Origin of the sequence: Subtercola lobariae (assembly GCF_014640255.1) — a bacterium.
Lineage (GTDB): Bacteria > Actinomycetota > Actinomycetes > Actinomycetales > Microbacteriaceae > Subtercola > Subtercola lobariae.
Map to the genome: position 1 here is coordinate 90,350 of NZ_BMGP01000003.1, position 23,229 is coordinate 113,578.

At 65.0% G+C, this 23,229-nt stretch carries 16 protein-coding genes; 7 read left to right on the forward strand and 9 right to left on the reverse strand.

Features of this window, described 5'->3' with window-relative positions:
- Window positions 1–162: 162 nt before the first annotated feature.
- Complete coding sequence (locus tag IEX24_RS08460; protein ID WP_188676826.1) at window positions 163–1,317, reverse strand: alkaline phosphatase family protein; 1,155 nt, start codon at window positions 1,315–1,317, stop codon at window positions 163–165.
- Window positions 1,318–1,424: 107 nt separating this feature from the next.
- On the opposite strand from IEX24_RS08460, the gene IEX24_RS19550 reads away from it, so the two are divergent.
- A complete protein-coding gene (locus IEX24_RS19550; RefSeq protein ID WP_229715186.1) occupies window positions 1,425–4,154 on the forward strand; it encodes a DNA gyrase/topoisomerase IV subunit A in 2,730 nt (909 codons plus the stop codon).
- Between the two features lie 171 nt (window positions 4,155–4,325).
- On the opposite strand, the gene IEX24_RS08475 is transcribed toward IEX24_RS19550, so the two are convergent.
- Window positions 4,326–4,562, reverse strand: a complete 237-nt coding sequence (locus tag IEX24_RS08475) for a DUF7455 domain-containing protein (protein WP_188676829.1) — start codon at window positions 4,560–4,562, stop codon at window positions 4,326–4,328.
- A gap of 205 nt (window positions 4,563–4,767) precedes the next feature.
- On the opposite strand from IEX24_RS08475, the gene IEX24_RS08480 reads away from it, so the two are divergent.
- Window positions 4,768–6,855, forward strand: coding sequence for a DNA gyrase/topoisomerase IV subunit B (locus IEX24_RS08480; RefSeq protein WP_188676833.1), 2,088 nt, complete (start codon window positions 4,768–4,770; stop codon window positions 6,853–6,855).
- A 97-nt stretch (window positions 6,856–6,952) separates the two neighbouring features.
- Here IEX24_RS08480 and IEX24_RS08485 read toward each other — a convergent pair whose 3' ends face one another.
- The 5 genes from IEX24_RS08485 to IEX24_RS08505 all read right to left on the reverse strand — a co-directional run bounded on the left by IEX24_RS08485 (window position 6,953) and on the right by IEX24_RS08505 (window position 13,054).
- Window positions 6,953–7,777 (reverse strand): type 1 glutamine amidotransferase, encoded by an 825-nt coding sequence (locus tag IEX24_RS08485; RefSeq protein ID WP_188676837.1) that lies wholly within the window; start codon window positions 7,775–7,777, stop codon window positions 6,953–6,955.
- Window positions 7,777–9,138 carry a MurT ligase domain-containing protein gene (locus tag IEX24_RS08490; RefSeq protein WP_188676839.1) on the reverse strand — a complete coding sequence of 454 codons (1,362 nt, stop codon included), beginning with the start codon at window positions 9,136–9,138 and terminating at the stop codon, window positions 7,777–7,779. The genes IEX24_RS08485 and IEX24_RS08490 overlap by 1 nt, the downstream gene beginning before the upstream one ends.
- Window positions 9,139–9,142: 4 nt before the next feature.
- On the reverse strand, window positions 9,143–10,522 hold the full coding sequence (locus IEX24_RS08495; protein ID WP_188676842.1) for an RNA polymerase sigma factor: 1,380 nt from the start codon (window positions 10,520–10,522) through the stop codon (window positions 9,143–9,145).
- A gap of 235 nt (window positions 10,523–10,757) precedes the next feature.
- The gene (locus IEX24_RS08500) at window positions 10,758–12,071 is read right to left on the reverse strand and encodes an MFS transporter (RefSeq protein WP_188676845.1); all 1,314 of its coding nucleotides are present in this window, start codon (window positions 12,069–12,071) and stop codon (window positions 10,758–10,760) included.
- Window positions 12,072–12,118: 47 nt separating this feature from the next.
- On the reverse strand, window positions 12,119–13,054 hold the full coding sequence (locus IEX24_RS08505) for a proteasome assembly chaperone family protein (protein ID WP_188676848.1): 936 nt from the start codon (window positions 13,052–13,054) through the stop codon (window positions 12,119–12,121).
- A 118-nt stretch (window positions 13,055–13,172) separates the two neighbouring features.
- Between IEX24_RS08505 and IEX24_RS08510 the strand changes: the two genes are divergently transcribed.
- The 3 genes from IEX24_RS08510 to sucB all read left to right on the forward strand — a co-directional run bounded on the left by IEX24_RS08510 (window position 13,173) and on the right by sucB (window position 17,825).
- On the forward strand, window positions 13,173–14,690 hold the full coding sequence (locus tag IEX24_RS08510; protein WP_188676851.1) for a leucyl aminopeptidase: 1,518 nt from the start codon (window positions 13,173–13,175) through the stop codon (window positions 14,688–14,690).
- A 131-nt stretch (window positions 14,691–14,821) separates the two neighbouring features.
- Window positions 14,822–16,195: a dihydrolipoyl dehydrogenase gene (gene lpdA, locus IEX24_RS08515; RefSeq protein WP_188676854.1), complete on the forward strand. Its 1,374-nt coding sequence runs from the start codon at window positions 14,822–14,824 to the stop codon at window positions 16,193–16,195.
- 121 nt (window positions 16,196–16,316) lie between these two features.
- Entirely contained in the window at window positions 16,317–17,825 is a 1,509-nt protein-coding gene (sucB, locus tag IEX24_RS08520; RefSeq protein ID WP_188676857.1) for a 2-oxoglutarate dehydrogenase, E2 component, dihydrolipoamide succinyltransferase, read from the forward strand.
- Window positions 17,826–17,835: 10 nt separating this feature from the next.
- Here sucB and IEX24_RS08525 read toward each other — a convergent pair whose 3' ends face one another.
- On the reverse strand, window positions 17,836–19,473 hold the full coding sequence (locus tag IEX24_RS08525; protein WP_188676860.1) for a serine/threonine-protein kinase: 1,638 nt from the start codon (window positions 19,471–19,473) through the stop codon (window positions 17,836–17,838).
- 142 nt (window positions 19,474–19,615) lie between these two features.
- On the opposite strand from IEX24_RS08525, the gene IEX24_RS08530 reads away from it, so the two are divergent.
- Entirely contained in the window at window positions 19,616–20,329 is a 714-nt protein-coding gene (locus tag IEX24_RS08530) for a DUF4191 domain-containing protein (protein WP_188676863.1), read from the forward strand.
- A gap of 18 nt (window positions 20,330–20,347) precedes the next feature.
- Here the strand turns inward: IEX24_RS08530 and IEX24_RS08535 are convergent, their stop codons facing one another.
- Window positions 20,348–20,803: an RDD family protein gene (locus IEX24_RS08535; RefSeq protein ID WP_229715187.1), complete on the reverse strand. Its 456-nt coding sequence runs from the start codon at window positions 20,801–20,803 to the stop codon at window positions 20,348–20,350.
- A gap of 135 nt (window positions 20,804–20,938) precedes the next feature.
- Here IEX24_RS08535 and IEX24_RS08540 point away from each other — a divergent pair, with 135 nt between their 5' ends.
- Complete coding sequence (locus tag IEX24_RS08540; RefSeq protein WP_188676865.1) at window positions 20,939–23,116, forward strand: glutamine synthetase III family protein; 2,178 nt, start codon at window positions 20,939–20,941, stop codon at window positions 23,114–23,116.
- Window positions 23,117–23,229 lie beyond the last annotated feature (113 nt).

A 23,229-nucleotide genomic window follows, 5' to 3' on the forward strand; every position in this document is an offset into this window, starting at 1 on the left:
GGACCCCGTGCTACCGCGCCAGCCACGACTCCGAGCCGGCAGCTTCCGCGCGGCCTCGAATCCACCCGGCCGAACCACATGAGGCCACTACGCCGATGTGAGCCTGTTAGACCGGGCTCAATTGCGCCTAACGGGCTCACTCGACCCGACGCAGCTCGGCGCTCAGGCGCCGAAGGCGCCGAAACGCAGCAGTGGCACGAAGAGCTCGTCGTCGCTCCAGGAGCCGTGCTGGCCGATCATGGTGCGCTTCGACGCGGGGGTTCGTCGCGAGTCGTAGTAGGCGATGTTCTTGCGCGCCGCCACAATGAGGTCGCCGATACGCGGCCGGATGCTCGGCAGCACCTCCCCGAACCACCCCGCCTCGATGGCCTCGTCACGGGTGAGCACCCAGGCGCGTTCGCCTTCGACCGCCCGCCACGCCTCGACCACAGCGGCCCGCTCGGCCGCAGGCAGCTCGGGTTCGAAGTGCAATTGCAGGCAGCGCGGGTCGCCCGCCACGTGACGGATGCCCGCCACCAGCTCAGGAACGGAGTCGAACAGAACGTGTGAGGTCTGCGGTACATCGATCATTCCGTGATCGGCGGTCAAGAGCATCCCCTCGCCCGAACCAAGAGCCGCGCTGAACGCCGCCATCTCGGCGTCGACAGTCTCGAGCGCCGCCGTGAACTGGTCAGACTGCCAGCCGTGGGCGTGCGAAGCCATGTCGAGCTCGGGAATGTACAGGTAGGTGAGGGTGCGCTGCCCCGCCGGGGTGCGATCGAGCAGGGCACGTGCGGCTGCGAAGCGGTCGGCGATGGTTTTGCCGCCGAGGTAGGTGGCCCCGCGCAGCACGGCCTGGGTGAACCCGCTCGTGACGTATTTGGGGGCGCCGATGGCCGTGCATCCGATGCCCGCTGCGCTCGCCCGCTCGAACAGGGTCGGCACTGCCTGCCAGGTCTGCGGCTGCATGCTGGGGCCCCAGCCGGTGAGCTGATTCACGACGGTGTCGGTTTCGGGCACGAGCGCGGTGTAGCCGACGAGCCCATGGATGCCTGGCGAGACCCCGGTGGTCAGAGATGCCAGCGCGGCAGCGGTGGTCGTGGGGAATCCGCTGGCCAATCGGCTCTTTTTCGTGAGATGCGCCGTGAGGTGCCGAGCGTGCCCGGCGCGAGCGCGCAGAGACGAGAGCCCGAGCCCGTCGACCAGCACAACCACCACGTGATTCGCGGCGGGCAGCCCGAGCGTGTTGGGTAGGCCGTCGAGAGCCGCGAGGCAACTCGGCAACACGTCTGTGAGGTGCGCGGCGGCAGAATCGAGGGCCGGTAGCATGGGTGGCATTGTGCCAAGTCTGGCACGCACCGGCTCAGCTGGGGCACGAGAACACCCAGATCTGAGCACCGGCCACCCTCGTGACCCCGAGCCCGAACCCGACGAAACGTACAGGAATGACACCGAAGACGCCCGAGCCCGAACCCGACGTGGTCGAGAACATCGAAGACATCGATGTGTCGAGCGAGATGCAGGGGTCGTTTCTCGAGTACGCCTATTCGGTCATCTACTCGCGGGCGTTGCCAGATGCCCGTGACGGCTTGAAGCCTGTTCAGCGCCGCATCTTGTACCAGATGAGCGACATGGGTCTTCGGCCCGACCGTGGGCACGTCAAGTCGGCTCGTGTCGTCGGCGAGGTGATGGGCAAGCTCCACCCGCACGGTGACGCGTCGATCTACGACGCGATGGTGCGACTGGCGCAGCCGTGGACCTTACGGCTGCCGCTCATCGACGGTCACGGCAACTTCGGGTCGCTCGACGACGGGCCAGCGGCCTCGCGGTACACCGAGGCGCGCCTGGCACCCGCCGCGCTGGCGATGACCGACGGGCTCGACGAAGACGTGGTCGACTTCGTGCCGAACTACGACAACCAGCTCACTCAGCCCGACGTGCTGCCGGCCGCGTACCCGAACCTGCTGGTCAATGGGGCCAGCGGTATCGCGGTGGGCATGGCGACGAATATGGCGCCGCACAACCTCATCGAGGTCGTGGCGGGGGCGCGGTACCTCATCACGCATCCCGATGCCACGGTCGATGACCTGATGTCGTTCATCCCGGGCCCCGATCTGCCGGGCGGGGGCACGATCGTGGGGCTGGCGGGCATCCGCGATGCCTACACGACCGGGCGCGGTGCGTTCAAGACGCGTGCGAAGGTGAGCGTCGAGAACCTCACTGCGCGCAAGGTGGGGCTGGTCGTCACCGAGTTGCCGTACCTTGTCGGTGCCGAGAAGGTCATCTCGAAGATCAAAGACGGCGTCAACTCGAAGAAGCTGCAGGGCATCTCCGACGTCACCGACCTCACCGACCGCACAAACGGTCTTCGTCTTGTCATCGGCATCAAGACGGGATTCAGCCCGGATGCCGTACTCGAGCAGCTCTACCGGCAGACTCCGCTCGAAGATTCGTTCAACATCAACAACGTGGCGCTCGTGGGCGGCAGCCCGCAGACGCTCGGGCTGAAGCAGTTGCTCGAGGTCTACGTCGACCATCGCATCGAGGTCACCACCCGGCGAACGCAGTATCGGCTCACCAAGCGGCGCGAACGCTTACATTTGCTGCTCGGGCTGCTCATTGCGATTCTCGACATCGACGAAGTGATTCAGGTCATTCGTAACAGCGACGACACCGACCAAGCGCGCACGCGGCTGATCGACGTTTTCGACCTCGATACGCTGCAGGCCGACTATATTCTCGAGCTGCGTTTGCGCCGCCTCACGCGGTTCTCCCGCATCGAGCTCGAGACCGAGCGCGACGCGCTGCAACGCGAAATCGAGTACCTCGAGGCACTGCTGGCGAGCCCGGCGTTGATTCGGCAGACGGTTTCAGAAGAGCTCGATGAGGTCGCCGATCGTCTGGGCACCCCACGCCGAACGTTGCTCACCGAGGGGCGGGCGGCACCGGCATCCACTGCGGCAGCTCGCAAGATTCAGGAGTCGCTCGAGCTGGCCGATACGCCGTGCCGGGTGTTTCTCAGCACGACAGGGCGCACGATTCGGGTCGACGTGGGCGCTGCGGATGCCGCGGCTGGTGCCGGGGATGCTGGTGCGGGCGGTGCGGGCGCTGCTGGTGCAGGCGGCGACGGTGGCGTGCGAAGCATGGAAGAGATCGACGCCGATCGGTCTTCGTCGCCAGACGGGGCTCTTTTCTCGGCCGAGGCCGTTTCGACGTCGGCCAGTGCATCCAGCACGGTCGCCAGCACCACGCGCCCGTCTCCGAGGGCCGGTGCCGGGGCGGGCGCGAAGCTGCGTCGCAGCAAGCATGACGCGGTTCGTTCGGCGGTCGACACCACCACGCGAACCGAGATTGGGGCCGTCACGAACCTCGGCCGGGTCATCCGTATGTCGGTGCTTGACCTGCCCGTGGCACCCGCAAACTCGGTGCAGCTCGCGGCCGGCGTTCGTATTGCCGACTACCTCGCTCTCGATGCCAAGCGCGAGCGGGTCATCGCGCTCGTCTCGCTGACCAGCGACGTGCCCATCGCGCTCGGTACCAAGCTCGGAACGGTCAAGCGCGTCATTCCGGGTGACTGGCCGAACAAACCCGACTTCGAACTCATCACGCTGAAGCCGGGAGACGAGGTGATCGGCGCCGAGCAGGCTCCCGAGACGTCGAACCTCGTCTTTGTGGCGACGGATGCTCAGCTGCTGCACTACCCGGCGGCCTCCGTTCGGCCGCAGGGCCGCTCCGCGGGCGGTATGGCGGGCATCAGTCTCGGCGCGGGATCTACCGTCATCGCCTTCTCCGCGGTCGACCCGTCGGCGCCCTCCGCGACAAGTGGCGCCGCTGATAGCGATGACACCACCGCGACCGGGAACCTCGGCATCGTCGTGGTCACCGTCGCTGGCAACTCGGCCACCCTCCCCGGCACCGACGCGGGTTCGGCGAAGGTCTCGGCGCTCAGCGAATTTCCCACCAAGGGTCGTGCAACCGGCGGAGTGAGGGCTCAGCGCTTCATCAAGGGTGAGGATGCCCTGCAGCTCGCCTGGGTCGGCCCTGCCCCTGCGCTGGCCGTGGCCCCCGACGGTGCGGTGCGCACACTGCCCGACTCCGGCGCCAAGCGCGACGCCTCCGGCGTGCCCCTCGCGGCCGCCGTGGGCTCCGTCGGCTTCGCCGTCGCCCTCGACTAATCCACCCCTTCTCGCCCACAGGGAGTTCGGTCGGAGATCAGGCGACATGTCTGCACTACGTCGACAGAGGCCCTGTGCTCCGACCGAACTCCCTCTGAAGCAGGCACGAAAAAGCGGCGCCGGGCATCCCGAAGGATGCGCCGACGCCGCTGGCGTGCGCGAAGCCGCCGCCTACGAGCGGTGGTCTTCGAGCAGCTTCGCTGACTCGTCGTGCCAGCTCTTGGCGATGGGGAAGAGTTTGTCGTGAACCTCGCGGCCGTGGTGGGCGCAGAACAGCAGTTCGCCGCTCGCCATCTCGACGCGAATGTACGCTTGGGCACCGCAGCTGTCGCAGCGGTCGGCGCCAGTCAACTGCCGGCCCACTTCCAGATCGCCAACCACGCTGGTCTCTGTTGCAATTGTTTGCATCTTATGGCTCCTCACGGGTTCGTACCTCAGACAATCTGTATAACCGATTCAAGCATGCGTATGTTCCTTCGAGGTTACATTCTCCTGTGTTTCGCTGTGCGCGTACCATCGGTTTGGTCACGGGTGTCGATGGGGGCTTGACGACGCTCCAGAACGTAGTCTTAGACGTTGCATCCCACATTCCGTGACCTCTTAGGAGCATTCTTTGGCATCCTCCGATTATTCGGCCAGACACCTCTCGGTGCTGGAGGGCCTTGAAGCAGTTCGCAAGCGCCCCGGTATGTACATCGGCTCCACCGGCCCCAAGGGCCTCATGCACTGCCTGTGGGAGATCATCGACAACTCGGTCGACGAGGCGCTCGGCGGCTTCGGCACTGAGATCTCCATCATTCTGCACCCCGACAACAGCGTCGAGGTGCGCGACAAAGCGCGCGGCATTCCGGTCGACATCGAGCCTCGCACCGGCCTCAGCGGTGTCGAAGTGGTGTTCACGAAACTGCACGCCGGCGGCAAGTTCGGCTCGGGTTCGTATGCGGCATCCGGTGGCCTGCACGGCGTGGGCGCCTCGGTGGTCAACGCGCTGAGCGAGCGGCTCGACGTGGAGGTCGACCGTGACGGAAAAATCTGGGCGATGTCGTTTCACCGCGGCGAGCCGGGTAATTTCGATGACGCCGACCCGAAGAACCCGAGCCCCACCTCGAAATTCACACCGTTCGAGAAGAAGAGCGAGCTGCGCGTGGTGGGCAAGGTCGCCCGCGGTGTGACGGGTACGCGCATCCGGTACTGGGCCGACCCGCAGATCTTTACCGAGAACGCAGCTTTTCAGACCGAAGAGCTGGTCGACCGTGCGCGCCAGACCGCGTTTCTCGTGTCGGGCCTGGCGCTCGACATCACCGACAACCGGGGCGAAGAACCGCTGCACGAGTCGTTCAAATACGAAGGTGGCCTTGCCGAGTTCGTCGATTTTCTGGCGCCGGATGCTCCCCTCACCGAAACCTGGCGCCTGGAAGGTTCTGGCACCTTCGTCGAGACCGTTCCCGTCTTGAGCGACGCGGGCGCCATGGTGCCCACCGAACTCACCCGCGACTGCTCGGTCGACATCGCTTTGCGCTGGGGAACCGGTTACGACACCGAGCTCAAGACCTTCGTCAATATCATCTCGACGCCGAAGGGTGGCACGCATCTCGCGGGCTTCGAGGCCGGCTTGCTGCGCTTTTTGCGCAAGACCGTCGAAGACAACGCGCGCCGACTCAAGGTGGGCAACGACAAGCTCGACAAAGAAGACGTGCTCGCCGGGCTCACGGCGGTGCTTACCGTGCGCCTGCCCGAGCCGCAGTTCGAGGGGCAGACGAAAGAGATTCTCGGCACGCCCGCGGTGCGCAACATCGTGACGAGCGTGGTGACGAAGGCGCTCGGCGAACGGTTCGCCTCGTCGAAGCGCGACGACAAGACACAGACCGCCCTGGTGCTCGACAAGGTCGTCGCCGAGATGAAGTCGCGCATCTCGGCCCGCGCGCACAAAGAAACGCAGCGTCGTAAGAACGCCCTCGAGAGCTCGTCGCTGCCGGCAAAACTGGTCGACTGCCGCTCGAGCGACGTGGTGTCGTCGGAGTTGTTCATCGTCGAGGGCGATTCCGCGCTCGGCACGGCGAAACTTGCTCGCAACAGTGAGTTTCAGGCGTTGTTGCCGATTCGCGGCAAGATTCTCAACGTGCAGAAGGCTTCGGTGGCCGACATGCTGTCGAACAGCGAGTGCGCGTCGATCATCCAGGTGCTCGGCGCGGGCTCCGGTCGCTCGTTCGATATCGATACGGCCAGGTACGGCAAGATCATCCTGATGAGCGACGCCGACGTCGACGGGGCGCACATTCGCACGCTGTTGCTGACGCTGTTCTTCCGCTACATGCGGCCGATGATCGACGCCGGCCGGGTCTTCGCCGCAGTGCCCCCCTTGCATCGGGTGGTGGTGATGAACCCCGGAACGAAGCCGAACGAGACCATCTACACCTACTCAGAGACTGAGCTGAACGGCGTGCTCGCCGGACTCAAGCGCACCAACAAGAAGTACCAAGACCCCATTCAGCGCTACAAGGGTCTCGGCGAGATGGATGCCGACCAACTCGCCCTCACCACCATGGACAAACGGCACCGCATGCTGCGCCGCGTACGCGTGACGGATGCCCAGGCCGCCGAACGCACGTTCGAACTGCTCATGGGCGACGACGTAGCCCCCCGCAAGGATTTCATCATCGCCGGCGGCGCGGGCCTCAGCGCCGACCGCATCGACACCTAACCCCAAGCCCCGTCTCGGCCATGGCAATCGAGAGGTCGAAATCTCTCCGAAACGAGCCGTTTTGGGAGAGATTTCGACCTCTCGATTGCCTTGGGCGCTACTCCGAGAGGGGGGCCGCCGCGATGGTGGCGCGGGCTTCGGATGCTCGGCGGTCGATCTCGACGAGATCGGGTGTTGCCGGAGGCAGCGCCGCGCCGTGCCGCGCAAGGGCGGTTTCGAGCAACCACTCTGCCAGCGCCGGGTTGTTCGCGAGAACGGGGCCGTGAAGGTGAGTGCCGATGAGGTTGTCGACCCAGAAACCCTCGACACGGGAATCCGGAGCCACCAGAACGGTACCCTCGGCGGTGCCGCCCGACGCCGCGATGGCCGCAGCACTTGCGCCCGCGCCGGGGCCGGTTGCCGCCACGTTTCCGCGACCGTAGACCACATGCCCGATGGGCGCCGCCTGGCCGATGTCGATGTACGAACCGCGGTTCTCGAACCCGACGAGGGTGCCGAGGCGTGACTCGACCACGAAATCGCCCACGACGCGTTCGCCCGCAATGACGGTGCTCACTGGGAAGACGGCAGCGCCGGTGAGTCCTGTGCCGTCGGCAAGGGTGATCGACTCTCCCAGTAGCTGGAAGCCGGCGCCCACCGCGAGAAACGGCACTCCAGACGCAGCGAGCTCGCGTAGCGGCGCGGCAACCGCGAGCACGGCGGCCTGCGTCTGCACCTGCGCCGAAACCGGCCCGCTGCCGATGAAGACGAGATCGACCGACGCCGGTAGTTGGTCGCCGGCCTCGAGGCGCACCACGTCGACCTCGACGCCGCGTGACTCGGCGCGCCGACGCAGAATGTCTACGTTGCCACTCTCGCCGTTCAACCCCAGCGTGGTGGGAAACAGATGGAGGATTCGCAGCGGTTCACCGTGCTCAGCCATCACGCTCCCCCGCCTTCGAGCTCTTTGAAGCCCAGAATCTTGCGGATGCCCATCATCTGCTCGTAGTTCAGAATCATCGTCTTGCGACCGTGCGCCGGCCGAGGCAGCGCGAGAAACTGCTTCACCGCGGCCCGCACATCGAGATCGACCGTACCCACGGGAATGTTCGCGTACCCGAACCGCACCGCGAACTGCCACGCCTTCGACCCCGTGATCACGTCGACGTGATCGAGGCTCGACAGGTCGATGTCGTATACCCACGAGGGGTCTGGCGTTCCTTCGTCGACGGCCATGAACACCTGTTCGGGCGGCGCCGACAGTGAATCGAGGTTCAGCTGCAAGCTCGCCGGGTTCTTCATCATGATGATCTCGATGTCTTCGCCGTCGACCTGCAGCAGCTCGCCGCGGCCATATACCGTGGTGAGCCCGTTGAGCGCAGCCGTGACGAGCCCGGCCCGAAAACGGTCGCCGAGCACCGCACGAGCAGCAGCGGTAGCGGCGGCAGCATCGAGTGCGTAGTGCAGACCGCGAGCGGGCAGGCGAACGGCGATGTCGTGTCCATCGATGCCGAGCACGGCTTGGCTGTCGCCGAGGTCGGTGACCGTCACGTCTGCCTCACGAGCGCCCGCGGCGAGGTGGCCCGAGCCTGCGGTGCCCTCGGCGGAGCCAGCCGCGCCGCCCGCAACCGGAGTACCCGACCCACTCGTGGCGTCGCCGAAACGCTCAGCCGACGCCAGCCCATGAGCCGAGGCGCCAATGAGCTCAGGTGATGCCCCGAAGAACGACACGGCACGTGAGCCGGTAAACCCCGATCCCAGACGCGTATCGAGGTCGACAAGGTAGTTGTCGTCGCGGTTCAGCACGAGTGACTGCGTGGCCGTGCTGGCTACTTCTTCGAGCATCCGCACCACCCGATCGGGCTCGTGATAGCGGTTCAGCTGGTCGATTTGGATGTTCAGCAGCAGCACCGTCGACGGCGTCAGCATTTTCGTGATCTTGGGCCCGTAGCCCTCGTCGACCTCGAGAATCGCTATGTCGGCGTCGAGCACGCCCGTCACCGACACCGACGAGAGCACCGACGACGCAATGCCCTGCGGCAGGTTACCGCCCGAGGGGTTCGTGAAGACCTTCAGCCCGTGTTCGCGCAGGATGCCCGCAAGCATGTTCGTCGTCGTGGATTTGCCGTTCGAGCCCGACACCGCAACCACACCGAGCGGAATGCGCGCGATGCTGTGCTGAAGAAACTCGGGGTCGATCTTGAGGGCGATGTTGCCGGGAATCGCCGATCCGCCGCCGCGCGCACGCGAAGCGACGCGTACGGCGCGGCCGACGAGAACGGCCGTCGTGGTGCGAAACCCCAAGGGTTTACTCGAGGTAGTCGCGAAGTGACTGCGACCGGGAGGGGTGGCGAAGCTTCGCCATGGTCTTCGACTCGATCTGGCGGATGCGCTCGCGCGTCACACCGAACGTGTCACCGATCTGGTCGAGCGTCTTCGGCATGCCGTCACCGAGCCCGAAGCGCATGCGGATGACGCCCGCTTCGCGCTCGGAGAGCGAATCGAGCAGCGACTCCAGCTGCTTCTGCAGCATGGTGAAGCCCACCGCGTCGGCCGGAACGACCGCTTCGGTGTCTTCGATGAGGTCACCGAACTCGCTGTCGCCGTCTTCACCCAGCGGAGTGTGCAGCGAAATCGGCTCACGGCCGTACTTCTGCACCTCGACGACCTTTTCAGGGGTCATGTCGAGTTCGCGGGAGAGCTCTTCTGGCGTGGGCTCGCGGCCCAGGTCTTGCAACATCTGGCGCTGAACGCGTGCCAGCTTGTTGATGACCTCGACCATGTGCACCGGAATACGAATGGTGCGAGCCTGGTCGGCCATGGCGCGGGTGATGGCCTGGCGAATCCACCACGTTGCATACGTCGAGAACTTGAAGCCCTTGGTGTAGTCGAACTTCTCGACCGCGCGGATGAGGCCCAAGTTGCCCTCTTGAATCAGGTCGAGAAACTGCATGCCGCGGCCGGTGTAGCGCTTCGCGAGCGAAACCACGAGGCGCAGGTTCGCGCCCAGCAAGTGACTCTTCGCGCGCTGGCCGTCTTTGGCGACCCACTGCAGCTCACGCTTCAGCTGGGGCGTCATGCCTTCGGTGTTCGCCAGCTTGTCTTCGGCGAAGAGACCCGCCTCGATACGCATCGCGAGCTCGACCTCTTCGGCCGCGTTCAGCAGAGCGACCTTACCGATCTGCTTCAAATAGTCTTTGACCGGGTCGGCGGTGGCGCCGGTGATGGCACTCGAGTAGACGGGAACGTCATCATCGTCGTCGACGAGCGAGAGCACGAGGGCACCCTGGGGCAGGTCTTCGGCGACAGCACTCTTCTTCGAGTCGTCGTCTGAATCTGCGTCGTCGTCGGTTGCGGCGGCGTCGTCGGTGTCGGTTACCGCGACGACAACAAGCACGTCTTCTGTGTCGTCGTCAGTGGCTACGTCGTCGGCACTCACATCGTCGAGGTCGACGACCTCTTCGTCTTCGCCGTCGACTTCGGCTGTGGCTTTGCTGGCCGTAGCCTTGCCTTTTGCGGCGGTCTTGGTTGCGGGGCCCTTTGCCGCCGTTTTGGCAGAAGCTGCTTTGGTAGCTGCTTTGGTTGTAGCGGCTTTGGGCGCGGATGTAGTGGCGCTTGCCTTTGCGGCGGGCGCCTTCGTTGAAGCGGGGGCGGTTGAGACTGCGGCCGGAGCCTTCGTGGTGGCCATACGATCACCTTTCACACCGATCGAGATGACGAAAGAGCGACGAAAGCGCCGAAGCCCCCCGCGTCAAGGTCAACCAGAGTTGTTTTTTGACATTACTAAGACCCATGTCAAGTGCCGGGATTTTGCGTGATCGTTTGACTGACCACCCCAACACAAGAACGGGTCTCTACCTACAATTATTGCACGGTTTCTGGGGCGAAGCTGACCGACGCATGCAGTGTCAGCCACTGCTTTGTCAAGCCTTTCTTCGCTGCCAAGCCGCACTCAGTGCAACCCACAAGGGTGCTACCGATATTCCCTCGTCTTCTTCGAGTTGCCTGCGAGCCCGGCGCCGTGAACGCAGCAAGAAAATGACTCCCGCGCCGACGACCACGTATTGAATGCAGAAGGCCACTCTGAAGGCGCTGAGGTCGTAGAGGTTCACGCTCCAGCCGGCGTTGTGTTCAGCATCCAGCAGCACGCCGATGACGAACATCATGATGAAGCTCGCGGTGAAACCGCCCACGTTGACGACGCCGTTCGCAGAACCCAAGGTGTGCGGCGGGTTGAAGGTACGGGCGAAGTCGAAGCCGATCAGCGACCCGGGGCCGCCGACCCCGAGAGCCACGACCAGCACAACGATGAGCCAGACGGGCGGGGCGGTGGGCCAGAGCAGCACAACAGTCCACACGACGCCGAGCATCACGACGATCGCGAGCACCAAGTTCGATCGGCGCATGGGAAAGCGGGCCGTCAGCACACCGAGAATGGGCCCGGCGATCAGACCGGTGACCACCATCACCACCAGCAGGCTCGAAGCGAGCTCGGTGCTGAAGCCCAACGCCGAAACCATGAACGGAAAACCCCAGAACAACGCGAACACCGTGCCCGACGACTGCGTCACGAAGTGCGACCAGAATCCGAGCTGAGTTCCGGGCCGTCTGAGCGTGGGCCCGAGGCGGCCGAGCACGGTGCGAAACGAGGGCGCCACGGGCGCTTTCACCGACGCGGGCCGGTCGCGAAGGGCAATGAGGCTCAGCATGAATGCCAAGAAGGCGACGGATGCCGCCGAGGTGAACGCCACCGACCACCCTGCGGCGTGCAACACGAGGGCGAACGGCACGGCCGACAGAATCTGGCCGAGGGCGCCGATGTTGCCCATCCACTGTGACAGCTGAGGAACGATGCGGCCCGAGAACCATGAGTTCACGAGACGGATGACCGAGATGAAGATGGCCGAGTCGCCCGCCCCGACCAGAATGCGGCCGATGATGGCGGTGCCGATGTCGGGCGAGAACGCCAAGATCAGCTGGCCGGCCACCATGACGCCGGTACCTACGACGACGAGCAGGCGGGGGCCCACCTTATCGATGAGCACACCGTTCGGAATCTGCAGCGCGGCGTACACGATGAGCTGCACTACGGCGAGACTCGAGAGCACCGCGGCCGACGTGTCGAACCGGTCGGCCGCCGCCACGCCTGCCACACCGAGAGTCGAGCGCTGCAGAACGGCGGCGACGTAGGCGAGTGCGGCGATGCCGAAGATGAGCCAAGAACGCCGGGAGTTCACTCGCTCAAGTCTAGGCGGTGGCGGCGAATGCGCCTGGCGCTGAAGGTTTACAGCCCGCCGAAGCCGGGCGACGAGTCGTCGCCGCGCCGCTTGATGGCGAGAAAGTTCTCGAGCTCGGCAGCGATCTCGTCGGCCGACGGCAGTTCGCCGTCTTCGTCGGTCAACGGCGACCGCAGCCCGGCGTTCTCCATATAGCTGTCGTGCCGCTCTTCGAGCGTACCCACCAGCTTCTCGAGTTCGGCGTTCGAGCTCACCTGCTGATCGATCTTCGTCAAGAATTCACGGTTCTCTTCACGCAGCTTGTCGGTGGGAAAAATGAGGCCCGTTGCCGCGCTGATGCACTCGAGCGCTGTCACGGCGGCCGACGGGTATTCAGTGTCAGCCAGGTAGTGCGGTATCAGCAACACGAACCCGGTGACCGGATGCCCGAGCTGCTGTAACCGGTACTCGACGAGGTGCAAGACGTTCGAGGGCACCTGCGTGTGCGGCCGCCACACTGACATCGCGTCGGTCAGCTCGACGCGGTTGCCGCTGACCGTCACCCCGACCGAGCGAGTATGCGGTACCGGCATCGGAATCGCGTGCACCCACGTGGTGGTCTTGACCTGAAAACGGTCGATGAGCTGCAGCACCGCGGCCGTGAACTGCTCCCACCTGAAGTCGGGCTCGAAGCCGTGCAGCAACAGAAACTGCTGACCCAGTTCGTCGTTCACCAGGTAGAGCCGCAGCGTCTGCGGCTGGTAGTCGGTGAGATGGTCTTGATCGAAGTAGATGATCGGCCGGCGCGCCCGGTAGTCGAGCAGCGTGTCAGTGTCAAACTCTGCCACCACCCGATTGTTCAGGGTGTCGAGAACGTATTCGCCGAACTGGCTCACGGCCCCGCCAGCGTCGGTGAACCCGGTGAGGGCAGCAACAAGCGGCAGACCGTCAGGTATCTGGTCGACCTCGTCTGCCAGTTCGTACAACTGCGCCGGATCCTTCATGTTTCCACTCTAATCTGACCACCAGGGCCCTGAGTCGCGTCGGCTCAAGCCCTGAGCGAACGCGCATGCCGGGCGCGGTACCCAGTCAGCGCGTTCATGGCTCGGTAGCATTAAGCGCATGAGCCTTCCCGATATTTCCGTTACCCCGACACCCGCATCAGAACTCGACACCGACGTGCTCGTTCTGGGCGCGACGAGAGTGGATGACCGCCCGTCGCTGCTCGTGCCTGCAGGTTTAGCGCCCGAAACCGCGGCAGCGCTCGAGGGGCAGTTCGAGGGCCTCGGGTTCGGCGGTAAGAAAGACGAAGTGGTTCGGGTCGGGGCGGTGACGGGCATCCGGGCCCGCGTCGTCGTTCTGGTGGGCCTCGGAGCGTCGACACCGACCGCTGAGTCGCTGCGCTATGCCGCCGGAGCCGCGACACGCCGCATTCGCGGGCTGGCGAACTTCGGCCTGGGGCTGCCCGCCGAGACCGCAACCGACGTACGCGCGATTCTCGAAGGCGCCGCACTGGGCTCGTACAGCTACACCGCCTATCGCGTGAAGTCGCTGGATGCCCGGCAGCAGGGTGCCGAATCGATCGCCCTCGCGACCGACCTCGAGGCTTCTGACGCCGCCGTCACCGCGGCAATCGACGCCGCACGCGAGGCCGCTCGTGCCGTCGCCCTCGTGCGTGATCTGGTGAACGAGCCCCCGCTCGACCTCTACCCCGAAACGCTCGTACAGCGTGCCGTCGCCGCGGCCGAGGGCCTGCCCGTGACGCTGAAGGTCTGGGCGCAGGCCGAGCTCGAAGAGGGCGGCTTCGGCGGAATACTCGGGGTCGGCCAAGGGTCGACGCGGGGGCCGCGATTGCTGAAGGTGAGTTATGAGCCCGAACGGGCATCCCGACACCTCGCTCTGGTGGGCAAGGGCATCACGTTCGATTCGGGCGGACTCTCGCTGAAGCCGCCGGCCTCGATGATCGGCATGAAGAACGACATGACCGGCGCGGCCACCGTGCTGGCGGCAACGTTGGCTGTCGCCGCGCTCGGGCTGCCGGTGCGGGTGACGGCCTGGCTGTGCGTGGCCGAGAACATGCCTTCGGGTTCGGCCATTCGCCCGGGAGACGTGCTGAGCATCTACGGCGGTCGAACGGTCGAGGTGCTGAACACCGACGCCGAGGGGCGGCTCGTGCTGGCCGACGGACTGGTCGCCGCGAGCGAAGAGCACCCCGACGCGATCATCGATGTCGCCACGCTGACCGGCGCCCAAGTCACCGCACTCGGCAATCGTTATGTGGGCACCATGGGCGACGACGAGCTGGTGGCGAGCGTCATCGCGTCGGCCAAGGCGGTGGGCGAAACACTCTGGCCTATGCCGCTGCCGGCCGAGCTCAGGCCGCTGCTGAACTCAGACATCGCCGACCTGCAGAACGTGAAGCCGGGCAACACCGCAGGCGGCATGCTCATCGCGGCGATCTTCTTGCGCGAGTTCGTGGGCGAGAAGGCAGACGGCTCTGGCGCCATTCCGTGGGTGCATCTCGACATCGCAGGGCCGGCCGTGAACGGCGGCGAAGGCTACGGCTTCACCCCGAAAGGCCCCACCGGAGTAACTGTGCGAACGCTGCTCGATGTGGCGGAGAAGCTGGCGAGCGAGTGACTCGTAGTAGGCTCTGATGGGCGAAAAAATATCTCGCCATCAAGAGACCTGCGACAAGCGGGCCGTTTGACGAATGTGAACTCACACCCGTCATCCACAGCACAATCTTCATGCACAAAGGGAGTCTCGTAGTGTCGGAACAGAATTTTGACATTGTCGTTCTGGGTGGCGGCAGCGGCGGTTATGCCGCAGCGCTTCGCGCCAGCCAGCTGGGTTTCAGCGTCGCGCTGGTCGAAAAAGACAAGCTAGGCGGAACATGCCTGCACCGCGGCTGCATTCCCACCAAGGCGCTGCTGCACTCGGCCGAGGTCGCAGATGTGTCGCGTGAGTCAGAGAAGTACGGCGTCAAGACCACGTTCGAGGGCATCGACCTCGCTGCGGTCACCTCGTACCGCGAGGGCATCGTCTCGAGCAAGTTCAAGGGCCTCGAGGGCCTGATCAACGCGCGCAAGATCACGGTGATTCGCGGCGAGGGCAAGCTCGTCGGGCCGAAGACGGTTCAGGTCGGCGACGACACGCTCGTGGGCAAGAACATCATTCTGGCTACCGGCTCCTACTCCCGCTCACTGCCCGGCCTCGAAATCGGCGGTCGCGTCATCACCAGCGAAGCTGCGCTCTCGCTCGACTACATTCCCCAGAAGGTCGCTATTCTCGGCGGCGGCGTCATCGGCGTGGAGTTCGCCAGCGTCTGGAAGTCGTTCGGCGCCGATGTCTCCATCATCGAGGCTCTCCCCCACCTGGTGCCGAACGAAGAAGAATCGATCAGCAAGCAGTTCGAGCGCGCCTACCGCAAGCGCGGCATCGAGTTCTCGCTCGGCGTGCGCTTTCAAAGCGTGACTCAGGATGATCAGGGTGTCGTCGTGACGCTCGAAAACGGCACCGTGATCGAGGCCGAGTTGCTGCTCGTCGCCGTCGGTCGCGGCCCCTCGACCGCCGGTCTCGGCTTCGAAGAGCAGGGCGTCACCATCGACCGCGGCTTCGTCATCACCAACGAGCGCCTCGAGACGAGCGTGCCCGGTGTCTACGCCGTCGGCGACATCGTTCCCGGCCTGCAACTGGCCCACCGCGGCTTTCAGCAGGGCATCTTCGTGGCCGAAGAGATCGCCGGCCTCGCGCCGCAGATCGTCGAAGACGTCAACATTCCGAAGGTCACCTACTCCGACCCTGAGGTCGCCTCGGTCGGTTACACGCAGGCCAAGGCCGCCGAGAAGTACGGCGCCGACAAGGTTTCGTCGTACGACTACAACCTCGCCGGCAACGGCAAGAGCCACATCATCGGAACGTCTGGTTCGGTGAAGGTGGTTCGGGTCAACGATGGGCCTGTTGTGGGCATCCACATGATCGGCGCCCGCGTCGGCGAGCTGATCGGCGAAGGCCAGCTCATCGTCAACTGGGAGGCCTACCCCGAAGACGTCGCCTCGCTCATCCACGCTCACCCGACTCAGAACGAAGCTCTCGGCGAGGCACATCTCGCTCTGGCAGGCAAGCCGCTGCACGCGCTCTGATTTCGTTGTCAGCCGCCGCCCCTGCGGCAGACGGTGCCGCGCGGGCTGCGAAGCGCTCTGCGCACCGAACACCTAAAGTAGATATCAACAACTGAACTGTTTCTGAAGAGGAGACACACTGATGAGCGAATCCGTCAACCTTCCAGCACTCGGCGAGAGTGTAACCGAGGGAACGGTGACCCGCTGGCTCAAGAACGTCGGGGATCACGTCGAGGTCGACGAACCCCTGCTCGAGGTGTCAACGGACAAAGTCGACACCGAAATTCCGTCGCCCGTGTCGGGCGTCATCGAGCAGATTCTGGTTCAAGAAGACGAGACCGTCGAGGTGGGTACCCCCCTCGTGACCATCGGTGACGGGTCTGGTGCGGCCGCGGCTGCGCCCGAAGCTCCCGCCGAGGAGCCTGCTGCGGCACCTGAGCCCGAGCCGGCCGCTGAGCCCGAGCCTGCCGCTGCGCCCGCGCCTGAAGCGGCTCCGGCCGCCGAGGTGCCCTCGACCGAAGCGACCACCGAGGCCGAGGCGCCGGCGCCTGCTGCGCCCGAACCTGCTCCGGCAGCTGCTCCTGAGCCCGTTGCTGCTGCGCCTGCTCCTGCTCCTGCTGCTCCCGCCGCTGCTGCTCCGGTTGCTGCTGCGCCCGCACCAGCCCCTGCTGCCGCTGCACCCGCGGCCGCTGCTCCGGCAACGCCTGCGCCTCCTGCTGCCTCCTCTTCAGAATCGTCGACGAGCAACTCGGGTTACGTGACGCCGCTCGTTCGCAAGCTGGCTCACGACCAAGGCATCGAGCTTTCGACCGTCAGCGGAACCGGCGTCGGCGGCCGAATTCGCAAAGAAGACGTGCTCGCTGCCGTCGCTGCCAAGCCGCAGGGTGGTGCTTCGGCCACCCCCGCGGCTGCTGCCGCACCGCTCGAGGTCTCGCCGCTTCGCGGAACCACGGTTCCCATGTCGCGCCTTCGCAAGGTCGTCGCCGAGCGTGCCGTCATCTCCATGCAGACGAGCGCCCAGCTCACCTCTGTGGTCGAGGTCGACGTGACGAAGGTCGCCGCGTTCCGCGACTCGGTGAAGGCATCGTTCGCCGAGAAGACCGGCACGAAGCTCTCGTTCTTGCCATTCTTCGCTCTGGCCGCCGCTGAGGCGCTCAAGGCGTACCCCATCGTGAACGCCACCATCGAGGGCGACTCGATCGTCTACCCCGATCACGAGAACATCTCGATCGCCGTCGACACCGAGCGTGGTCTGCTCACCCCCGTGGTGCGCAACGCCGGCGAGCTCGACCTGGCCGGCCTCGCTCAAGAGATCGCCGACCTGGCCGCTCGTACCCGCGACAACAAGCTCAAGCCCGACGAACTCGGTGGCGGCACGTTCACGTTGACCAACACCGGTTCGCGTGGAGCACTCTTCGACACCCCTATCGTCTTCTTGCCGCAGGTAGCCATTCTCGGCACCGGCATCGTGACGAAGAAGCCTGTCGTCGTGACGGTCGACGGATCCGACGCCATCGCGATCCGCTCGACGGTCTACCTCGCCCTGAGCTATGACCACCGCATCGTCGATGGGGCTGACGCCGCTCGCTTCCTGGTCGCCGTGAAGAACCGCCTCGAAGAGGGCAACTTCGCCGCGAACCTCGGTATCTGATAGCACCACCTCAATCAGGCTGAATAAATACCTCCCTGATTCGCCAGCCGGTCTCCCCTTTCACGAGAAGGGCGGAGGCCGGCTTTGTCGTACTGCCTGCCGGTGCCGCTCCGGCGACGGAGCCAGTGGCGACGGCCGTGCTCGCGCCGGCCGCGGTCGACGCCGTCACCGGAATCATCACCGCATCTCCGACACGCTGGATCGGCGGCGGTGAGGTTCCACTGCTGACGACGTATCTCGGCCACGATGTTGATCCTGTTCGTTCAGCTTCAGCAAACGCTCCTTGATCGTTCGAGGCGGCCGCCGACTGCTGCTGATCCACGTCGTCGAAGCAGCCAGCCGAAGCTTGGTGAAAGCAGGCGTCGCGACGCTGTAACAACGCCGTCAACGCCGCCAGGCTGTCTTCTCCCTCGACAGCCTCTTCGCCAGTCGCAGCGGCCGTCGCGCCCGTGGTGGCGTCTGCGCTGCCCGAACTCGAACTCCAATTCGAACCAGGCGTCACGCGTTCTGCCGACGCCGGGCTTTCCGTGGCGGCCGGATTGGTGGGCGCTGGAGCCGCCGTCACCGAAGCCGGCGGGGTTGCCAGGAGGGCGCCCGTGAGCGCGATCCCACCCACGAGCACACTGATCACCACCGTCTTCACCGATACCGTGCGCTGACCGCCGGGCACGAGCCGAATGGTTCGCTCCCGAGCTATTCGCGCTGCAGCAACCCGCGCACCGCCGAGCGCACGCACCACTCCAGCGCGCATTCGCACGAGCGGTCGTTCAGCCTGTCGATGCTCGGCCACCCGCGTCTCGACCTCCGCGTCGATTTCGGCCAGCACCGCGGTGGTTTCAGCGCCCCAGTCGAAGGGCTGCAACGGTTCAATCGGGCACGGTTGGGCGAGCGCGAAGAGTGCTTCTTCGACGTTCGCCCAATACTCGGCCAACGCCGCCATCTCCGCCTCGCGGCCCGCTCCCCACTGGGCTAAATCGGTCGGCAGCGGGATCGCACAGTCGTGCCCCGGTGAGCGTGCCCGAATCGCTTGCCAGTCTGCCTTTTGGCACGCCGCAAAAACCACCTCGCACAGCTCGGCGAACGCCACGACATCTGCCATCGGAGCCTCGGCGTGCGTGGCTTCACCCCAGCCGAGCAGAATCGGCCGCCCAGCCTGATCGAAATGGATCGCCTCGGCCGAGACGCCGCCGTGCGTAATTGCGCGTCGATGAAGCTCCGCGAGCAGCTGAGCGACGGGTGCAAGCACCGTCACCGCTTCGCCGAGCCGAAACCCGGAATGCCTTCGATCGAGCAGCTCCCGTAGCGAACCGCAGCGGGCCCACGAACAAACGACGGCCGGCGAGGCATCGCCGCTGTCATGTCGCGGCTCGTCGAGAAACTGCGGGCAGTGCGGCGAATCGAGTTCTTGCCAGAGATACGCCATCTGCCGCGCATGCTCAAAATCCTCGCCGCCTGCTGTGTAGACCCGGCAGACCACCCGGTCGAGCAGCGGCTGAGGTGTGTCTACAGGCGTAGCGAGATACGCCGTGCAGTGCCGCCCGTGGCCGAGCACGCTGAGCAACTCGTAGCCGCGCACGGAGGGCGAGCTGGTGGTCGTGTTGCGGCGTCGGCGAGCTGAGCGGAGGGGCGCAAAAGTGAAGTGAGGCACCCGAACAGCGTGGCCCGGTGTGAGCTCGGCCGGGCATCCGGAGCCCGTATCTGTGCACAGTTCGCTCAGAGCCTGCGTTGTGAAGAGGTAGTAGGCCGAATGCCGGGCGTTTGGAGCCCCTGCGACTCGGTACCATTGACGTATGGCACGCACCAAAGAAAAGACCCCGAAAAAGCCGAAAGAAGACGGCCGCATCAAACAGATGTGGCAGGTCTTTCAGATGACCCGTCGCTACGACAAGAACATCGTGCCGCTGCTCTTGCTCAGCGTGCTCGGCCCTGTGGCCGTCGGCCTGGTGGTCGCCCTCGTGCTCGGCGACGGCAACGGCTTCGCCATAGCCCTGTGGATCATCGCGGGTCTGCTCGCCGGCGTGCTGATCGCGTTGGTCGTTCTCGGCCGGCGCGCCGAATCGGCGGCCTATGGGCAGATCGAAGGCCAGCCCGGCGCTGTCGGAGCGGTGCTTCGCAGCTCTCTCAAACGCACTTGGCGTGGCAGCGAGATGCCTGTCGCCGTGAACGCGAAGACCCAAGACGCCGTCTATCGTGCCGTGGGCCGCGGCGGAGTCGTGCTCATCGGCGAAGGCCCCAAGTCGCGCACGACGCGCATGCTCGACGATGAGCGTCGCAAGATTTTACGTGTGCTGCCGAACGTGCCGGTGACCTTGCTGTTCGTCGGGCCTGACGCCGATTCCATCGCCTTGCAGAAGATTCCCCGCAAGCTCGCGCGTATCAAGCAGACGCTCACGAAGCCCGAAGTGCTGGCAGTCGACAACCGTCTCACGTCGCTCGGCGCGGCCAATCTGCCCATTCCGAAGGGTGTCGACCCTCTGAAGGTTCGCCCGCAGCGCGGTCGCTAGACCGACCTGCCGCCACTTCTACCGCCTGACGAGTACCGTTCCGGCGAACACGTCGTGCAGCCCGCGCTGGTCTGAATCCCAAATCAGCGGCGGCACGGTCAGAATCAAGAAGAACGTGCGGATGATCGGGCGCCACCACCCCGCGTACGTGCCATCGACCTTCACGACTCGCAGGCCCAGCAGCACGTGCCCGAACCCGCTTCCGGTCAGCGCGATCAGCACCACCTGCTCACCGAAGAAGATGATCGTCGATGCCCACGGGTTGCCGAAGAAGAACGCGGCGTAGATCACGAAGCACACCACGAAGTCGATGACAAGGGCGATCATGCGGCGCCCCGGCCGGGCCACCGACCCTCGCCCCTCTTCGGGAAAACCCAGCCGCTCCCCCGGCCATTCGCTCGGCGCTGCTCCTGACCACCGTTTGGGGGGCACAGCTGAAGACGTCGGCGCGGGGCCGCGATTCTGGTTCGTCACCCAGCGATTCTATGCGTGCATCCTGAGACATAAACTGTCACACCGCCGAAACATGCCCGCCACAGCGACTGCCTAGATTTGGCTCGTCGCACTTGTCAGAACACTGCGAGTCAGAACTGTGCATAAGGGGTAAAAATGAGTGGAAACAGAGTTCGCCTGCAAGCCATCCGGGATGTTGAAGCGTACGTGCCACCGTCGGCCAGCTTCATCAACACAGAGGCTCCTGGCCAGATCTTCGGCGAGAACGTCTTCAACAAGGTCGTCATGCAGAAGCGTCTGCCGAAGTCGGTCTACAAATCGGTGATCGCCACCATCGAGCACGGCGCGAAACTCGACCCCCTCGTCGCTGACGCGGTCGCAAGCGCAATGAAAGACTGGGCGCTCGAAAAAGGCGCTACTCACTACGCACACGTGTTCTACCCGCTGACCGGCCTCACCGCTGAAAAGCACGACAGCTTTCTCGAACCAGTCTCTGACGGGTCGGCACTGGCCGAATTCGCCGGCAAAACGCTGACCCAGGGTGAACCTGACGCCTCGAGCTTTCCTAACGGCGGCCTGCGCAACACGTTCGAAGCCCGCGGTTACACTGCGTGGGATCCGACGAGCCCCGCCTACGTGCTCGAGAACCCCAATGGCAACACCCTATGCATCCCCACCGTCTTCGTGTCGATGACCGGTGAAGCTCTCGACCACAAAACCCCACTTCTCCGCTCGCAGCAGGCGATGGGTGAGCACGCCGAGCGCATCCTCAAGCTCTTCGGCCACACCGACCCCGAGCACGTCGTGTCGTACTGCGGGCCCGAGCAAGAGTACTTCTTGGTCGACCGGCACTTCTTCTTGGCGCGCCCCGACCTGCTGAACGCGGGCCGTACGCTTTTTGGCGCGAAGCCGCCCAAGGGCCAAGAGTTCGACGACCACTACTTCGGTGCCATTCCCGAGCGTGTACTCGGTTTCATGATGGACACCGAGCGCGAACTGTTCAAACTCGGCATCCCCGCGAAGACTCGTCACAACGAGGTCGCGCCGGGCCAGTTCGAGATCGCGCCGATGTTCGAGAAGGCCAACCTGGCCGCTGACCACCAGCAGTTGCTGATGACCACGTTCAAAACCATCGCAAAGAAGCATGGCATGGAGTGTCTGTTCCACGAGAAGCCGTTCGCCGGCGTCAACGGTTCGGGCAAGCACGTCAACTTCTCGCTCGGCAACTCCGAGGTCGGCAGTGTGTTCGTGCCCGGTGACACCCCGCACGAGAACGCTCAGTTCCTGGTGTTCTGCGCGGCCGTCATTCGCGCCGTGCACCTGTACGCAGGCCTGCTGCGCGCATCCGTCGCCTCAGCCACCAACGACCACCGTCTCGGTGCGAACGAGGCTCCCCCGGCCATCATCTCGATCTTCTTGGGCGATCAGCTGCAAGACGTCTTCGGGCAGATCGCCAACGGCGCCGCAACCTCGTCGAAGGGCAAGGGCACCATGATCATCGGTGTCGACACGCTGCCGATTCTGCCGACCGACCCGGGTGACCGCAACCGCACCAGCCCGTTCGCCTTCACCGGCAACCGATTCGAGTTTCGGGCGCCAGGCTCGATGCAGAGCGTCGCTGGCCCCATGACCACCATCAACACGATCATGGCCGACTCGCTCGACTACATCGCCGGCATTCTCGAGAAGGCCGTCGCCGATGGCGAAGACTTCGACAAGGCCGTGCAGCAACTGCTCACCGACATCATCACCGAGCACGGCGCCGTGGTGTTCAACGGCGACGGTTACGCAGACGCGTGGCCCATCGAGGCCGAGAAGCGTGGCCTCGCCAACCTGAAGACCACATTGGATGCTCTGCCTGAGCTCATCACCGAGCCCGCCATGGAACTCTTCGAGAAGTACAAGGTCTTCAACCACCGCGAAATGCACTCGCGGTACGAGATCGGGCTCGAGCAGTACGCGCTGACCATCGGCGTCGAGGCGCGCCTCACCCTCGAGGTGGGCGCAACGTCGATTCTGCCGGCGGCCGTTCGCTACCAGACAGAGCTTGCAGCGAACGTGGCGGCTCTCAAGGCTGCAGGTGTCGAGGGTGATCCGGATGCCCTGGCCGCCGTTTCTGGCCCGCTCGCCGAACTCAAAGCGGGCCTCGGTTCGCTGAAGAGCGCCCTCGCCGACGAGGTAGGGCACTCAGCCCTTGCCGAAGCGGAACACGCTCGCGATGCCCTCCTGCCCGCCATGCTGGCGGTGCGCGCAGCGGCCGACAAGCTCGAAGACATCGTGGCCGACGACCTCTGGCCGTTGCCGACGTACCAAGAAATGCTGTTCATGCTGTAGCGAAAACCCACCGAAGACGGTGGCGTGCGGGAGAGCATCGGGCACGTCACCGCTCTTGGCGTGCCCGCACGTAACATGCCCGAAACAATTGCGACACCGCGGAGTAATGGCAC

Coding starts and splice junctions, on each gene's coding strand:
- IEX24_RS08460 (WP_188676826.1), bottom strand. CDS start 1,317: ATGCCACCCATGCTACCGGCCCTCGATTCTGCCGCCGCGCACCTCACA.
- IEX24_RS08485 (WP_188676837.1), bottom strand. CDS start 7,777: ATGGCTGAGCACGGTGAACCGCTGCGAATCCTCCATCTGTTTCCCACC.
- IEX24_RS08510 (WP_188676851.1), top strand. CDS start 13,173: ATGAGCCTTCCCGATATTTCCGTTACCCCGACACCCGCATCAGAACTC.
- IEX24_RS08495 (WP_188676842.1), bottom strand. CDS start 10,522: ATGGCCACCACGAAGGCTCCGGCCGCAGTCTCAACCGCCCCCGCTTCA.
- IEX24_RS19550 (WP_229715186.1), top strand. CDS start 1,425: ATGACACCGAAGACGCCCGAGCCCGAACCCGACGTGGTCGAGAACATC.
- IEX24_RS08540 (WP_188676865.1), top strand. CDS start 20,939: ATGAGTGGAAACAGAGTTCGCCTGCAAGCCATCCGGGATGTTGAAGCG.
- IEX24_RS08505 (WP_188676848.1), bottom strand. CDS start 13,054: ATGAAGGATCCGGCGCAGTTGTACGAACTGGCAGACGAGGTCGACCAG.
- sucB (WP_188676857.1), top strand. CDS start 16,317: ATGAGCGAATCCGTCAACCTTCCAGCACTCGGCGAGAGTGTAACCGAG.
- IEX24_RS08475 (WP_188676829.1), bottom strand. CDS start 4,562: ATGCAAACAATTGCAACAGAGACCAGCGTGGTTGGCGATCTGGAAGTG.
- IEX24_RS08530 (WP_188676863.1), top strand. CDS start 19,616: ATGGCACGCACCAAAGAAAAGACCCCGAAAAAGCCGAAAGAAGACGGC.